Source organism: Micromonospora arida, from assembly GCF_042873195.1.
GTDB classification, from domain to species: domain Bacteria; phylum Actinomycetota; class Actinomycetes; order Mycobacteriales; family Micromonosporaceae; genus Micromonospora; species Micromonospora arida.
The window spans coordinates 81,674-97,212 of sequence record NZ_JBIALC010000009.1; the positions used below are offsets into that span (position 1 = coordinate 81,674).

Consider the following 15,539-nt stretch of genomic DNA (forward strand, 5'->3'; position numbering starts at 1 on the left):
CGGTCACTGTGGTGTTGTCACCAGGACCGGCACGGTGTACGGCGAGGTGCCGACGACGTTGAACGACCGGATCCGGTAGTGGTACGTGACGCCCCGGGCCAGCCCCGTGTTGGTGAAGCCGCGGCCGGTCACCGTGAAGGTGGCCGTCTCCTGCTCGAAGGCAGGGTCGAGTGCTCGCTGCACGATGAACCCGGACCCCGCACCGCCGGGTGTGCTCGCCTCCCAGGCCAGGATCACCGTCGCGGTGTCCGGCCCCGGTGCGCTGGCGGTGGCGCTCACCCCGCTGGGGGTTCCCGGCGCGGGTGGTGAGGTCACCGTGGCGACCGTCGACCATGCCGAGGCGGAGCCCAGGTAGGTGGTCCGCACCCGGTAGTAGTACGTGGTGTCCGGTGCCACTGTCGCGTCCAGGTGGTTGTCGCCGACTCCGATCGCCGTGGTGCACGGGCCGCTGGTGAACGTCGGGTTGGTGGCCCGCTGCACGTCGATGCCGGTGGCGAACGAGCGGTTCGTCCAGCGCAGCGCCACCCGCAACGGCGCGGCCGGCGGGAGCGTCGCGACCAGACCGCTCGGCGCGGCCAGGTGCACCGAGGCGGGTACCCCGTTCGACCAGGACGAGTAGCTGACCGCGTTCTCCGCCCGGATCCGGTAGTGGTAGGTCACCCCGGGGGTGACTGTCGCGTCGGTGTAGCGGGTGGCGGCGGCCGCGACGGTGATCGTGGTGACCTCGCCGCCGAAGGTCGCGTCGGTGGCCCGTTGCAGCAGGTGGCTGGTGGCGGGCGGTCGCCCGCCGTTGCTGGTCCAGGCCAGCGCGATCGCGGGTAGCGCGGTGGCCGTGCCGGGCGCCGGTGTGGCGGTCAGCCCGGTCGGCGCCTTCGGCGCCACCCGCAGCACCAGCGGCCGGCTCATCCCGCCGTCGCGGTGGCCGGCGAGCTGACTGTGCCAGCGGTACTCCCAGCCCAGGTTGACCAGTTGGTTGACCACCGTGGCCGGTCGCCCGTCGATCGGGCTGACCGGCGTCGACCCGGTCCGCGCTCCGGCCGGGCGACCCGGGTCGAGCAGCCGGACGCTGTCTCCCAGCTTGAACGGCAAGGTCGGCGCGACCGGGCGCAGCGCCACCACCACGTCCTCCCGGGGGTTGACCCGGATGACTCCCTTCCAGCCCAGCTCCGTGCCGTGCGGGAGTCGCAGCGTGCCGTCCCAGCCAACCCGGTTGATCACCTGCACGTCGCAGCCGGCTACGTGCAACGGCTCGGTCTGCCGAACGTTGCCGCTGATCCGCCAGAGCTGCGTGCCGTCGGTGGGGGCGCCCACCGGCACGGCGGGGTCGGTGGCGAAGAGCACCTCGGTGACCGGGTCGGTCGCACCGAGCGGCAGCGTGGTCGGGTTGAGCGGCCCGGCGTGCGGGTGTCCGACGCCGAGCCGGCCCGCCGACCGGCCGTGGTCGGGCTCGAAGATCTGCTGTGCGGCCTTGACCGCGATCGGCAGGGTCACCGGGCCGGTGCCGGCCGTCGGCGTGAACGTCACAGTGGTGGCGTACACCGGCACCGTCGTCTGCGCCGAGGTCCGGGTGCCGAACGCCGGGTCGTACGCCGGCTGCGGGACGATCGGCGGGCGCTGGCTGGCCGCGTACGCCAGGGGCAGCCGATCGCGCAGCCGGCTCAGGTCGTACGGCGACTCGGGCGTCCCGGTGACGCGGAACTGGAGCACCGTGCGGGTGTTCGGGCCGTACCCCGGTTCGGTCGGGGGTGGGCCGCCCTCGGCGCTGCGGTCCGGGGCGTCGGTGTGCTGGTCGTAGCGGGGGTCGAAGGCGGGCAGCGGAGCGGGAGCGTCGTTGTACAGGATCAGCGTGCTGCCCGGCGGCACGGCGGAGAAGTCGACGAGCACGTCGGCCCGTTCGCCCGGGGCGAGCAGCAGGGTGTGTCCGTCGACGTTCAGCACGGTCGGGTCGAGCCGGTCGTAGCGGTAGCCGATCGGTTGGTTCGGCAGCACCACGGGCGCAGGCAGGAGACCGGCCTCGTTGCCGATCTGGATGAACTCCGGGCCGGCGGTGCGCGGGTCCGGTACACCGCCGTCGCGTCCGTCGGTCGGCCACCCCGCCGGACGGTCCGCCGCCCGCGCGGCGGGCACCATCGGCACCTCACCGGCGTCGGGGTCGGCGAGCACCCCGTCGGCCGTCCACATTTCAGCGTCCGAGCAGGCGCGGTAGAGCTGGAGGTTGAGGCTGCGGTCCAGGCAGGCGTTGAGGATCCGGAACCGGTACGTGCGTGGCCGCACCTCCAGGTACGGGTAGGCGACGCCGTTGACGAGCGGGGTGTCGCCGTACGCCTCGGGAACGGCCGACGGGTGCGGTACGCCGGGGTTCAGCGGCGGCTCGTCCGGCGCGCCGACCGGGTCGTGGTACGGGTTCGGCACCCAGCCGTCGGTGCGGGCGTCGTCCGAGGTGGAGTTTCGGGACCAGGGTCCGTAGTCCCAGCGACCGGTGGGGTTGCGTCCGCCGGACCGGTACGGGTTCTGCCGGGGTTGGTAGACGTGCGGGTGCCAGAGGCTGCCCCGGGCGCCCCAGCGTTCCCGGTCCCAGGTCGGGTCCTCGGCGGCGAGTTGGGTGTCGTCCGGAACGAACGTCTTGTCCTCGATCACCAACGGCACCTGGTCGGCCGGCAGCACCGCGTCGGCGACGAGTTGGTCCTCGGCCGGGTCGGTGAGCAGGTAGAGCGCGAGCTGTCCGCCGTAGACGGTGAGCCGGGCCAGGCCGAGGGTGTTGTCGTGGAACCACAGCAGCCGGCCGCTCTGCTCGTTCGGGAAGTAGAGCGTGGTGGCGCCGGCTCCGGGCGCCGGCATGTCCGGCACGTGGGCCAGGCCGGGCCCGGTCGGGTACGGGGTGATCTCCCCGGCCGGGGTGATCCACTGCCCCGGGTTGCCCGCGCTGGTCCAGCCGGTCTGCGCCCCGGCCAGGTGCAGCACGGCCCTGTTCTGCGGGTACGGCGCCGGTCCGCCCAGTGGGCCCAGGCCGGCCCCCTCGACGGTGTCGTCGACCGGCAGGAACAGCTCGCCGGACCGACCGGTGGGGAGCTGGTTGATGAACTTCACCCGGACCGGTCGACCCCGACGGGCGCGGATCATCGGCCCGAGGTGCCACGGTCGCTCCGGAGGCGCCACCGTGTTGTGGCCGGCCGGGTCGGTGCCCGGGTTGAGCTGCCGGTAGCCGCGCAGCCGGGTGACCGGCAGGTCCCGGTGCAGTCGCTGGGCGTACTCCTGTAGGCCGATCTCGTAGTAGTCGCAGCCCGGATAGCTGATGGTGTCCGGCACCGCCACCGGCAGGTGGCTGCCGAGGTCGCCGCTGCCGGGCTGGCCCGGGAGGGGCAGTGGGTCGACGAACTTGCGCAGCCCGGTCCCGGCCACCATCTGCCCGTCGGGGTCCCGCGTCGGGCGGGGGCTGTGGGCGAAGTTCGGCACCGGGCCGAAGTAGCGGGGCACGACGGCCGGGTCCAGGCTCGCCGTGACAACGGCCTCCTCGGCGGTACGCGGGGCCGGCACGGACCCCGCCCGGCCGTCGGCGTCGGTGTCGCGGGTGGTCCGCTCGAAGAAGGTGGAGCGGAGTCTGCGGAACATCGCCATGACTCTCCCCGGTTCGGGGCGCGAGGTCCGCCACCCCGGCGTGGGGGACCTTGGCACTCTGCTGACGGTCGGTGAGCACTCAACCGCAGCATGCGACTCCGGCGGCCGGTTAGGAATTACCCAATCGTCCGTTTCTGCCATGGATCCCGTCAGGCGAGAGCCTGGTCAGCCGGATGACGGCGGACCCGGACGCTCGGGCTGGCAGACCGGGCACCAGTAGGTGACCCGTTCGCCCAGCTCCTCCTTGCGGATCGCGGTGCCGCAGCGGCGGCAGGGCTGGGCGCGGCGGCCGTACACGTAGCTGGTCTGCCCCCGGTGCAGTGAGCCTGTGCTGCTCTGCGTCCACCTGCCCCGGTTGGCGGCGAGCAGCCGCTGTGCGAGGGCCACCAGGCCCGGCAGGTCGGGCACTTTGCCGACCGGGGTCCACGGTGACACGCCCCGCAGGAACAGCACCTCGCACTTGTAGAGGTTGCCCACGCCGGCCAGGTTGCGCTGGTCGAGCAGCGCCTCGCCGATGGTCTGCTCCGGGTGGTCGGCGAGCCGACGGACCGCCTCGGCCGGGTCCCAGTCGGAGCCGAGCAGGTCGGGGCCGAGGTGGCCGACCAGCTGGTCCTCCTCGGCGGTCGGCACCAGGGTCAGGTCGTGCAGGTGGTAGCCGACCGCGACAGCGCCGGGGCTGCGCAGCACCGCCCGGATCAGGTGCGCGGGCCGGCCGCTCCAGCGTTCCCCCGGGGCGTACGCCCGCCAGGCGCCGTCCATCCGCAGGTGGGAGTGCAGGGTCCAGTGCTCCCCGGTCGGGGCGTTGAGCCGCAGCAGCAGGTGCTTGCCCCGGCTGGCCGACTCGCGGACGGTCCAGTCGGTGAGGTCCGTGGTCGCCAGCTGCGGAACCCGGAAGTCACTGCCGGTGATCCGCGCGCCGGCCAGCGCGCGGTGCAGCACGCGCGCGGTGTTCCAGACGGTGTCGCCTTCGGGCACCCTGCCATCCTCCCTCTTTCGAGCAAGATTCGCATGTGTCGCTATTTGTACTCAGGTTCCTCCTGATCTCCTGACATGCGAAGGTCAGGGGGTTCTGAGGAGAATGCCCATGACGCGACCGCGTTGTCGTATCCCATCCGTCGCCCTCATCGCCACCCTCGCCCTCCTGCTCACCGCAGCGCTCCTACCCGCCACCGGCCCTGCCCCGGCCGCGTCCGGCGGCGCTCCGATCACCCTCGTCGCCGCCGCACCCCGCGACGAACGGTGGAGCGCGGACCTCGCCATCGTCGACCGCGACGATGTCAACGTCCGGCGTACCGACGCCGGCCTCCGCCTGCGGGAGACCCGGTCCACCGGACGCGGCGCCCGCAGCTCGCACAGCGCGGTCGCCGAGGGGATGTTGGTGACCGCTCCCCGCACCCTCGCCCGGCCGGCCACCCGGGTCCGCGCCGAGATCAACGCCGCGGTTCCGGCCCGGGCGACCGTGGAGGCGCAGGTCCGCGGCTGGCGGGCCGCCGGCTGGACGGAGTGGCGGGCGGCCACCGCCGGCGCGGTCTTCGACCGGCCGGTCACCCGGGTGCAGACCCGGGTGGTGCTCACCGCCCTCGATGGCGGCGCCACGGCGACGGTACGGGGCGTGCAGCTCACCGCCGACGCGAACGCCGCCGTCTCCGCCGCCACACCCGGCCGCACCTACCGGGTGTACGCCACCCGCATCGGGCTGGTCGGTGAGGTGACCGCCAACGGCCGGACCGTGCAACCTCGGGACCACTTCGCGGCGCTGCCGTCGCGGCGAGGGCTCTCCCCGCTCAACACCGGTGACTACACCGTGCGGGTCTGCACCACCAGCGGCTCCCGCTGCGAGTACGCCCCGGTCTGGGACGTCGGGCCGTGGAACACCCGCGACGACTACTGGAACCCCTCATCGGTCCGGGAGAACTGGAAGAACCTGCCGCAGGGCCGGCCCGAGGCGCAGGCCGCGTACCAGTCCGGCTACAACGGCGGACGGGACCAGTTCGGGCGGACCGTGCTCAACCCGGCCGGCGTCGACCTGGCCGACGGCACGTTCTGGGACGGGTTGCGGCTGACCACCAACGCCTGGGTGGACGTCGCCTACCTGTGGACCGGTGGCGGGCCTCGCGGGGTGGTCGGTGACGGGCCGCTCAACATCCGCACCGGGGCCAGCACGTCGTCCGCGACGCGGGGCCTCGCCGCCCGCCTGGCCCACGTGCCGATCCAGTGCTACGTCACCGGTCAGTCGGTCGCCGGCCCCTTCCGGACCACCACCCGCTGGAACCGTCTGGCCAGTGGCCAGTACGTCAGCCACGCGTACATCTCCAGCGTGTACGGCGGCAGCGTGCCGGTCTGCTGAGCCACGCTCACCCCGTCGGGCGCCCCGTCAACGTCAGGGGCGCTCGTCGGGGCGAGCCGTGCGCACCATGTCCTGGTAGCGCGGGTGGCTGGCACCGTAGACGGCGTAGTTGAGACGGGCGTGTGTGAGGCTCAGGTCGCCGTTGGGGCCACCGCGGACGGCGTCGGCGTCGGCGTCGGCCTGGCCGTCGTCGGTCCAGAAACAGACGGGGCACGTCCCCCCGCCGGTTCGGGATGCACAGCAGGGACAGCCCACAGGAACCACATGCTCACCCACCGGAGAAGCATTCCACAGTCGAACATCAGCCCGATACCCGCAGGAGGTCCCCCGGGGAGGCCGCGAGGAGGTCCCGGGCCGCCCGCCGTTGACTGCGACCGCGACAGTCGGTGGTCAGCGAGATCCAGGGCACGGCGGACATGCGCGCAGGCTCGTGGACCCGCGCGTTGTGCTGGCGGATACGGGACAGCGCAGTGGCCGACCGGCCCCTCCCGCCGCGGGAAGACGTTGGGCAGACTGCCCTGGTGACAACTCGGAACCTCCCCGCAGTCGGAATCCTGCTGGTCGCCGTCGCACTGAGCGCCGGTTGTGGCAGTGACGACGACGGCAGCCCGACCGCGACCCCGTCCGTCTCGTCCGAGGCGGCCCCGACCGGTCTGCCGACGCCCCAAGCCGCACCCAGTGCCGACGGCGTGACCCCGCCCTCCGCCGCCGCACAGGGCACGACGCAGCGGCGGCCGGCCAGCCCGCCGCCGGTGGTGCTGCCCAAGCGTCCGGCCAGTGCGCCCGGCGCGAAGCAGGTCATCGACGCTTTCCGGGCCGCCGGCCTCAAGGTGCCGCACCCGAAGGATCGCTCGGTCGACTGCGGGCCGGACGGCCTCGGCCTGGGCTGTTCCGAGCTGATCGCCACCGACGCCGTAACCGTCTACGTCTTCCCGGACGAGACCAGCGCCAGTGACATCGCGGAGACCTGGGGTGGCCAGTCGTACCGGCGCGGCGCGGTGGTGCTGAACTACCTGGAGGCGAAGACCCCGGCCGCCGACCGCCCCGGCTACGAGAAGGCCCTCGACAGGCTGGGCTGAGCCGTCGGCGTGTGCGAAGCATGTCGTTCTCTTGACTGTGATGTCTGTGAGTCATCGTGATGACTCACAGACATCAGGCTCTGTGCGGGATTGCCCTCGGCGCGGCCTTGGCTGGCGGGTCAGCCGCGCAGGCGCAGGCCGCGGGGGGTGGCCCGGAAGCCGGCGGCGGTCAACGCGTCCCGCAGCGGCGACGAGTGCACCGCCTCGCCGTCGGCCCGCTCCACCGACATCGCGCCCAACGCCCCGGAGTGGACGGCGTCGGCGAGCGCCTTGCCGGCCGCGGCGAGCGTGTCGGTGTCGTCGGTGAAGGAGAGCAGCGTCCGGCCGCCGCGTTCAACGTAGAGGACGAGGTCACCGCCGACCTGCACCACCAGGGCGCCCGCCTTGCGACCGGCCCGGTGCCCGGTCGCCGGGGTGGCCCCGTCGCCGGAGTCGATCACCCGTTCCGGCCAGGGCAGCGCCGCACCGTACGGGTTGGCCGGGTCGGTCGCGGCGAGCACGGTGGCCACCGCGCCCCGACCCCGGGCTCCGTCGGTCGGCTCGGCCAGCGCGCGCAGCCGGTCCACCGCACCGGGTACGGCGAACTGCGCCGCCCCGAGCCCTTCGACGAAGTAACCCCGGCGGGCCGCGCCGCGCTCCTCCAGCGCCGACAGCACCGGGTAGACCGCCGAGAACCCGCCGACCACCTGCTCGGCCATCACCGCGCCTCGGGTGACCACCCCGTGCCGCTCCAGCAGCAGGTCGGCGAGCGCGGCGGCGCGCCGGGTCGGGTCGAGGTCCCGCTCCGGGAGACGTGACCAGCGGCCGGCGACGGTCGGCGGGCCATTCCGGGTCGGCAGCGCCACCCGACCGGGCCGCCGGTAACGGGTGCGGGGCGCGGACGGCCGGGAGCGGTGCGCGCCGCCAGCGCCGAGCACTGCGCGCAGCGGGGCGAGGGTGTCGTTGCTGAGGTGCCCGGCCCAGACCAGGTCCCAGATCACAGCGGTCAACGCGGCGTCGTCGGTCGAGCCGACCCGGTCGGCCAGCGGTCGGAAGAACAGCGCCTGCCCGTCGCCGAGCGCGTCGAGCACCGCGTCGTGCAGTGGGGTACGGGTCAACGCCTCGTCCGGCGGTGGCAGCAGCAGCGGCGCGGTGTCCGCGTACGCCAGGGTGACCCAGCCGTCGCCCCCGGAGATCGCGCCCGACCCCGCCCAGAGCACCTCCCCGCTCGCGCACAGCTCGTCGAGCTGGGCGGGGGAGTAGTCCGCGACACGGGCGGGCAGCACCAACCGCTCCAGCGCGGACGCCGGCACCGCCGTGCCCTGCAACTGCTCCACAGTGGCGGCGAGCGCCTCCACACCTCGGGCGGACGAGCCGACCTGCTGCCAGCGGGGCAGGAACGTGGCGAGGGCCCGGGGCGGCACCGGCTCGATCTCCCGGCGCAGCGCGGCGAGGGAGCGGCGGCGCAGCATCCGCAGCACCTCGGCGTCGCACCACTGCGCGCCGGCCGAATCCGGGGTGAACTCCCCGGAGACCACCCGCCCGGTGGCGCCGAGCCGGCGCAGCGCCTGCTCGACGACGAACACCCCGAGCCCGAACCGGGCCGCGCAGCTGGCGGCGGCGAACGGCCCGTGGGTGCGGGCGTAGCGGGCCACCAGGTCACCGAGCGGGTCGGCCACCGGGGCGAGGTACGCCTCGGCCACTCCCATCGGCAGCGCCACGCCGAGGGCGTCGCGCAGGCGGGCGGCGTCCTCGACGCCCACCCAGCGCTGCTCGCCCGCGACCCGGACCCGCAGCACCCGGCGGGTGGCCTCCAGCTCGCTGAGCCACGTCTCCGGCACCCCCCGCTCGGTCAACTCGGCGTCGCTCAGGTCACCGAGCACCCGCAGCAGCTCGACGACGTCCTCGGCGTCGCGGGGGCGGCGCTGATCGGTCAGCCACCGCAGCTGCCGGTCGGTCTCGCTGAGCACCGCCGGGTCGAGCAACTCCCGCAGGTCGACCCGGCCGAGCAGCTCGCCGAGGAGCGTGGAGTCGAGGGCGAGTGCGGCGGCGCGGCGCTCGGCCAGCGGGGCGTCGCCCTCGTAGAGGAACGCGCCGACGTAGCCGAAGAGCAGCGACCGCGCGAACGGCGACGGCGCGCTGGTCTCCACCTCGACCAACCGCACCTTGCGGGTGGCCAGGTCGCGCATCAGCCCGGCCAGCGCCGGCTGGTCGAAGACGTCCTGGAGGCACTCCCGGGCGGCCTCCAGGGTGACCGGGAAGTCCGCGTACTCACGGGCGACGTCGAGCAGTTGCGCGGCGCGTTGCCGTTGCTGCCAGAGCGGTTGGCGGCGGCGCGGGTCGCGGCGCGGCAGCAGCAGGGACCGGGCGGCGCACTCCCGGAAGCGGGCGGCGAAGAGGGCGGAGGTGCCGACCGACTCCTCCACGAGTTGGGTGATCTCGTCGGGCTCGAAGACCACCACGTCGGCGCCGGGGGGCTCGTCGGCGGTGTCCGGAAGCCGCACCACGATGCCGTCGTCGGAGGGCATCACCTGGGCGTCCACCCCGTACCGTTCGGCCAGCCGGCGGCCCACCGCGAGGGCCCACGGTCCGTTGACCCGGGCACCGAGCACGCTGTGCACGGCCAGCCGCCAGTCACCCAGCTCGTCGCGGAACCGCTCGACCACTACCGTGCGGTCGTCGGGCAGCGAGCGGGTGGCCTGCCGTTGCTCGCGCAGGTAGGCCATCAGGTTGCCGGCGGCCCAGTCGTCCAGCCCGCCGTCGCGCAGCGCGGTCAGAGCCGCCTCGTCGGTCTGGCGCAGCAGGGTGCGCACCCGGGCGCCGATGGCCCGGCCCAGCTCCACCGGCCGACCGAGCTGGTCGCCCTTCCAGAACGGCATGCGCGCGGCCTGCCCCGGGGCGGGCGAGACCAGTACCCGGTCCGGAGTGATCTCCTCGATCCGCCAGGAGGACGAGCCGAGCAGGAAGACGTCGCCGACCCGGGACTCGTAGACCATCTCCTCGTCCAGCTCGCCGACCCGGGCGGCCCGCTCGGCGCCGGCCAGGAACACCCCGAACAGACCCCGGTCGGGAATGGTGCCGCCGCTGGTCACCGCGAGTCGCTGCGCGCCGGGGCGGCCGGTGAGCAGGTCGGCGGCCCGGTCCCAGACCAGTCGGGGGCGCAGCTCGGCGAAGGCGGTCGACGGGTAGCGGCCGGAGAGCATGTCCAGCACGGCGTGCAGCGCCGAGTCGGGCAACTCGGCGAAGGGCGCGGCCCGGCGGACCAGCACGGCCAGGTCGCCGAGCGCCCACGGCTCCAGCGCCACCATCGCGACGATCTGCTGGGCCAGCACGTCCAGTGGGTTGCGCGGGTAGTGCAGCTCCTCGATCGCGCCGTCGGTCATCCGCTCGGCGACCACCGCGCAGGAGAGCAGGTCGCCGCGGTGCTTGGGGAAGACCACCCCCCGGGAGACGGCGCCCACCTGGTGCCCGGCCCGACCGACCCGTTGCAGGCCGGCGGCCACGCTCGGCGGGGCCTCGATCTGCACCACCAGGTCGACCGCGCCCATGTCGATGCCGAGCTCCAGGCTGGAGGTGGCGACCACCGCCGGGAGCTGGCCCGACTTGAGCGCCTCCTCGATGTGCTTGCGTTCCTCCCGGGAGACGCTGCCGTGGTGGGCGCGGGCGATCACGGGCGGCGCGCCGGTGGCCGCGCCGGACTGGGCCATCACCTCGGCCGGCGGCCGGTTGCGCACCGGACCGGCGGGGCCACCCCAGCGCTGCGCGCCGGACGCCGTGCCGTCGTCGCCCGCCGTGTCGTCGCCGGCCGGCAACCCCTCCGGTACGCCGATCGCGCCCTTGTCCGACGCGGATGCGGCCACCGCCTCGGCGGCCAGCTCGTTGAGGCGGGCGCAGAGGCGCTCGGCACTGCGCCGGGAGTTGGTGAAGACGATGGTCGAGCGGTGCTGCCCGATGAGGGTGAAGACCCGCTCCTCCACGGCCGGCCAGATCGACGCCCTACGCGGCCCGGGGCCGCCGAGGTCGTCCTCCGGTGGCTGCTCCTGCTCGTCCAGGCGGGTCATGTCCTCCACCGGGACCTCCACGCTGACCTCGATGGTCTTCGGGGTGGCCGGCTGGACCACGTCGACCGGGCGGGCGCCGCCGAGGAACTGCGCGCAGGCGTCGATCGGCCGGACGGTCGCGGAGAGGCCGATGCGCTGCGCCGGGGCGGGCAGCAACTCGTCGAGGCGTTCGAGGGAGAGGGCGAGGTGGGCGCCGCGTTTGCTGCCGGCCACCGCGTGCACCTCGTCGACGATCACCGTCTGGACGCCGCGCAGCGAGTCGCGAGCCGCGGACGTGAGCAGCAGGAACAGCGACTCGGGCGTGGTGATGAGGATGTCCGGCGGGGTGCGGGCGAACGCTCGTCGCTCGTCGGCGGGCGTGTCGCCGGTGCGCATGCCGACGGTGATGTCGGGCGGTGCGACGCCCAGCCGGGTGGCCGCCTGCCGGATGCCGGCCAGCGGGGCGCGCAGGTTGCGCTCCACGTCGACGGCGAGGGCCTTGAGCGGGCTGACGTAGAGCACGCGGCACCGCTGGCGGGCCTCGGCCGGTGCTGGCTCGCGGGCGAGTCGGTCCAGTGACCAGAGAAAGGCCGCGAGCGTCTTGCCCGAGCCGGTGGGTGCCACCACGAGCGCGTTGCGGCCGGCGGCAACCGATCGCCAGGCGCCGGTCTGCGCGGCGGTCGGGGCGGCGAAGGCGTTGTCGAACCAGGCACGGGTGGCCGGACCGAACCCGGCCAGCACCGCGCCGGCGTCTGCGTCTGCCCCGGTCACCGGTCCATCGTGCCCCGCCGGTCCGACATCCACGAGCGACCCACGACGGAATGGGCCTCCGAAAGGTAAAAAGCGTGGAACGTGCGCTTAATACGTTAAGTCTCACTTAACTGCTTGATTCCAAGGAGCAACATAAAGTAACTTCACTCGCAACGCGAACCGGGGTGAGGGGATTTGATGGCCGGCGAGCAGCGCACCGTCGAACCGGGCACCGACGTGCTGATTCGCAAGGTCGACAGTCACCTCGCCACGCTCCGCGCAGGCCTGCACGGCCCCGAGCTCGAGCTCGCCGAACGCCTCGCCCACTGCCTGCGCGAGATGGTTCTCTGCACCGCCCAGGCCAGCGCCGCCGACCGGGGTCAGGTCCGCGTTGCCGTGCACTACTTCGTGCTGCGTCGCGAGAGTCGTGGCCGCCTGTTGTCGGTGCGGTCGCTGACCGCCGCCGAGCGGGTGGTCGACCGGGTCGCCCGCCAACTCGGCCGCCTCGACCTGCTGGCCGTGCTACGCCGCGACCGCCCCACCCCCGACGACGCGCAACCCCTCAACAACGCCCTGCTGCGCTGACGACGCCGCACCCCCCTCCCGCGTTGATCAAGAGGCTTGCGTCAGGAACGCGGGCGCGGATGACGCAAACCTCTTGATCAACGGTCCGGGTTGGGGTTGGGGATTGGGGTTTGGGGGGCGAATTCTGGCAAAACCGCCCGGCGGGGGAGGAACTGGCGTCTGATCGCTGCTAGGCGCCACCGCTGCCACGGGCGTCGGCCATGTCGATCGGGAGCGCAGGTGCTGGTACTGCTCATCCTCCATCTTGTGGCGGCCCTCGCCGCGCCCCTGCTAGTCCGCTGGTGGGGTCCGCGTGCGTGCTACCCGCTGGCGCTCGCGCCGGCTGCCGCCTTCTGCTGGGCGCTGGCCCGCACACCGGCCGTCAGCGACGGCGGGGCAGTGGTGGAGACGTACCCGTGGATCGGGCAGTTGGGTCTCGACATCGCGTTGCGCCTCACCACGCTGTCCTGGCTGATGACGCTGCTGATCGGCGGCGTCGGCGCGCTGGTGCTGGTCTACAGCGCCCGCTACTTCAGTGCCGGCTCCACCGGGCTGGCGCAGTTCGCCGCGGTCCTGGTCGCCTTCGCGGGCGCGATGCTCGTCCTGGTCTTCGCCGACGACCTGCTGCTGCTCTACGTCGGCTGGGAGCTGACCACGATCTTCTCGTACCTGCTGATCGGGCACAGCACCGAACGGCGGTCCAGCCGCTGGGCGGCGGCGCAGGCGTTGACCGTCACCACGCTGGGCGGCCTCGCCATGCTTGTCGGGTTCATCATGCTGGGCCAGCACGCCGGCACCTACCGCTGGTCGGAGATCAGCACGCAGCCGCTGCCCGGCGGCGGGTACCTGGTGGGCGCCGTGCTGCTGATCCTGGCCGGTGCCCTGTCCAAGTCGGCGGTGCTGCCGTTCAGCTCGTGGCTGCCGGCCGCGATGGCGGCACCCACGCCGGTCAGCGCGTACCTGCACGCCGCCGCCATGGTCAAGGCCGGCGTCTACCTGGTCGGGCTGCTCGCGCCGGCGCTCGCCACGGTCGGTCCGTGGCGACCGCTGGTGCAGATCGCCGGCGTGGCCACCATGCTGCTCGGCGGTTGGGCCGCGTTGCGGCAGACCGATCTGAAGCTGCTGCTGGCGTACGGGACAGTCAGCCAGCTCGGCCTGCTGGTGGCGGTGACCGGCTCGGGCACACCGGACGCCGCGCTGGCCGGCACCGCGATGCTCCTGGCGCACGCACTGTTCAAGGCGGCGCTGTTCCTGGTCGTCGGCATCATCGATCACAGTGCCGGCACCCGTGACCTGCGCGAGCTGTCCGGGCTGCGGCACTGGTCCCGGCCGTTGTTCGTGGTCGCGGTGCTGGCCGCGGCGTCGATGGCCGGGGTGCCGCCGCTGGTCGGCTTCGTGTCCAAGGAGGCCGTGTTCGGGGCGTTCACCGATCAGCCGGCGCTCCTCACCGGCCTGGTCGCCGGGACGGTGCTCACCGTCGCGTACAGCGCCCGCTTCCTCTGGGGCGCGTTCGCCGACCGGCCGGGGGTGGAACCGGTCCAGCCGGTCCCCATCGCCGCGTCGCTGCTGGTCCCGCCAGCGGTGCTCGCCGGGGTCGGTCTGCTCGCCGGCCCGGCCGCGAGTGTGCTGGACGAGCTGCTGCGCCCGTACGCCGATCTGCTCGGTGGGGTCGACGCGCACCTGGCGCTCTGGTCCGGGCCGACCCCGGCGCTCGGCCTGTCCGTGCTGGCGCTTGTCGGCGGCGGCCTGCTCTTCGCCCTGCGCGGGCCACTCGCCCCGGTGCTGGCCCGGCTGCGGTCACCGGTAAGGGGCAACCAGGGGTACGAGTGGGTCGTGGGCCGGTTCGACCGGCTGGCCATCGAGGTCACCGGCGCGACCCAGCGCGGTTCCCTGCCGCAGTATCTGGGCGTCATCCTTGTCACCCTGGTGCTGGTGCCCGGCGCGGCGATGCTCTCCGCGAGCCCCTGGCGGGCCCGGATTCCGCTCTGGGACAGCGCGCTGCAACCGGTGGTCGTCCTGGTGATCGCGGTCGCTGCGGTGCTGGCGGTCGGTGCCCGCCGTCGTCTGACCGCGATGCTGCTGGTGGGGATGACCGGGTACGGCACCGCGATGCTCTTCGTCCTGCACGGCGCGCCCGACCTGGCGCTCACCCAGTTCCTGGTGGAGACCGCGACGATCGCGGTCTTCGTGCTGGTGCTGCGGCGCCTGCCGGAGCGGTTCTCGGCCCGTCCGTTGCGGCGTACCCGCTGGGTCCGTCGGGCGATCGGGGTGGCGGTGGGCGTGGTGGCCGCCGGGCTGGCCCTCACCGCCGTCGGCGCCCGCCGGGCACCGGACATCAGTGCGGCCTTCCCGGACCTGGCGGTGCTGGAGGGGTACGGCCGAAACGTGGTCAACGTGACCCTTGTCGACATCCGGGCCTGGGACACCATGGGCGAGCTGTCGGTGCTGGTGGTGGCCGCGACCGGGGTGGCCAGCCTGATCTTCGAGCGGTCCCGGACCGGGCCGCGACCGCGCCGGCCGGAGTCCGATCAGCGGGTGGTCGAACACGGTCGGCCGGTGTGGCTGCGCGGCGGTCCCACCCTCTACGAGGAGCGCCGCTCGATCGTGTTGGAGGTGGTCATCCGGCTGATCTTCCATACCGTGGTGCTGTTCTCCCTCTTCCTGCTCTTCTCCGGGCACAACGCGCCAGGCGGTGGCTTCGCCGGCGGTCTGGTGGCGGGTCTCGCCCTGGTGGTCCGCTATCTGGCCGGCGGCCGGTACGAGCTGACCGAGGCGGCGCCGGTCGGTGCCGGTCTGATCCTCGGCGCCGGGCTGGCCATGGCGGTGGGCACCGGCCTGGTGGCGCTGCTGCTCGGCGGGTCGGTGCTGGAGAGCGCCAAGGTCGACCGGGCCCTGCCGCTGATCGGCGACGTCCACCTGGTCACGTCGCTCTTCTTCGACATCGGTGTGTACCTGGTCGTGATCGGGTTGGTGCTGGACATCCTGCGCAGCCTCGGCGCCGAGGTGGACCGGCACATCGAGGCCACCGGAACGGCCACGGGTGGTCTGGCCGTCAACAAGGGGGACCGGTCGTGAGCGCGAGGAGTGAGCCGGGTTTGCGAGCCCCGCAGTCGCGAACAGCGGTGGATTCCGTGAGCGCGAGGAGTGAGCCGGGTTTGCGAGCCC

Annotated in this window: 8 protein-coding genes; 4 read left to right on the plus strand and 4 right to left on the minus strand. The window is 73.6% G+C overall.

The genetic code is table 11. The features are described from left to right. Positions 1–3: 3 nt before the first annotated feature. Entirely contained in the window at positions 4–3,615 is a 3,612-nt protein-coding gene (locus ACFYP0_RS24360; protein ID WP_356976947.1) for a hypothetical protein, read from the minus strand. A gap of 165 nt (positions 3,616–3,780) precedes the next feature. Further along, complete coding sequence (locus ACFYP0_RS24365; RefSeq protein ID WP_124859502.1) at positions 3,781–4,590, minus strand: DNA-formamidopyrimidine glycosylase family protein; 810 nt, start codon at positions 4,588–4,590, stop codon at positions 3,781–3,783. 109 nt (positions 4,591–4,699) lie between these two features. Between ACFYP0_RS24365 and ACFYP0_RS24370 the strand changes: the two genes are divergently transcribed. Beyond that, positions 4,700–5,962 carry a hypothetical protein gene (locus tag ACFYP0_RS24370; RefSeq protein WP_355500467.1) on the plus strand — a complete coding sequence of 421 codons (1,263 nt, stop codon included), beginning with the start codon at positions 4,700–4,702 and terminating at the stop codon, positions 5,960–5,962. A gap of 33 nt (positions 5,963–5,995) precedes the next feature. On the opposite strand, the gene ACFYP0_RS24375 is transcribed toward ACFYP0_RS24370, so the two are convergent. Beyond that, on the minus strand, positions 5,996–6,238 hold the full coding sequence (locus ACFYP0_RS24375; protein ID WP_356976950.1) for a CPCC family cysteine-rich protein: 243 nt from the start codon (positions 6,236–6,238) through the stop codon (positions 5,996–5,998). Positions 6,239–6,483: 245 nt separating this feature from the next. Here ACFYP0_RS24375 and ACFYP0_RS24380 point away from each other — a divergent pair, with 245 nt between their 5' ends. Then, on the plus strand, positions 6,484–7,041 hold the full coding sequence (locus ACFYP0_RS24380; protein ID WP_355500464.1) for a hypothetical protein: 558 nt from the start codon (positions 6,484–6,486) through the stop codon (positions 7,039–7,041). Positions 7,042–7,160: 119 nt separating this feature from the next. On the opposite strand, the gene ACFYP0_RS24385 is transcribed toward ACFYP0_RS24380, so the two are convergent. Further along, positions 7,161–11,864: an ATP-dependent helicase gene (locus ACFYP0_RS24385; protein ID WP_386997672.1), complete on the minus strand. Its 4,704-nt coding sequence runs from the start codon at positions 11,862–11,864 to the stop codon at positions 7,161–7,163. A 144-nt stretch (positions 11,865–12,008) separates the two neighbouring features. Between ACFYP0_RS24385 and ACFYP0_RS24390 the strand changes: the two genes are divergently transcribed. Next, positions 12,009–12,395 (plus strand): hypothetical protein, encoded by a 387-nt coding sequence (locus ACFYP0_RS24390; protein ID WP_355500460.1) that lies wholly within the window; start codon positions 12,009–12,011, stop codon positions 12,393–12,395. Between the two features lie 219 nt (positions 12,396–12,614). Then, a complete protein-coding gene (locus tag ACFYP0_RS24395; protein WP_355500457.1) occupies positions 12,615–15,449 on the plus strand; it encodes a Na+/H+ antiporter subunit A in 2,835 nt (944 codons plus the stop codon). Positions 15,450–15,539 lie beyond the last annotated feature (90 nt).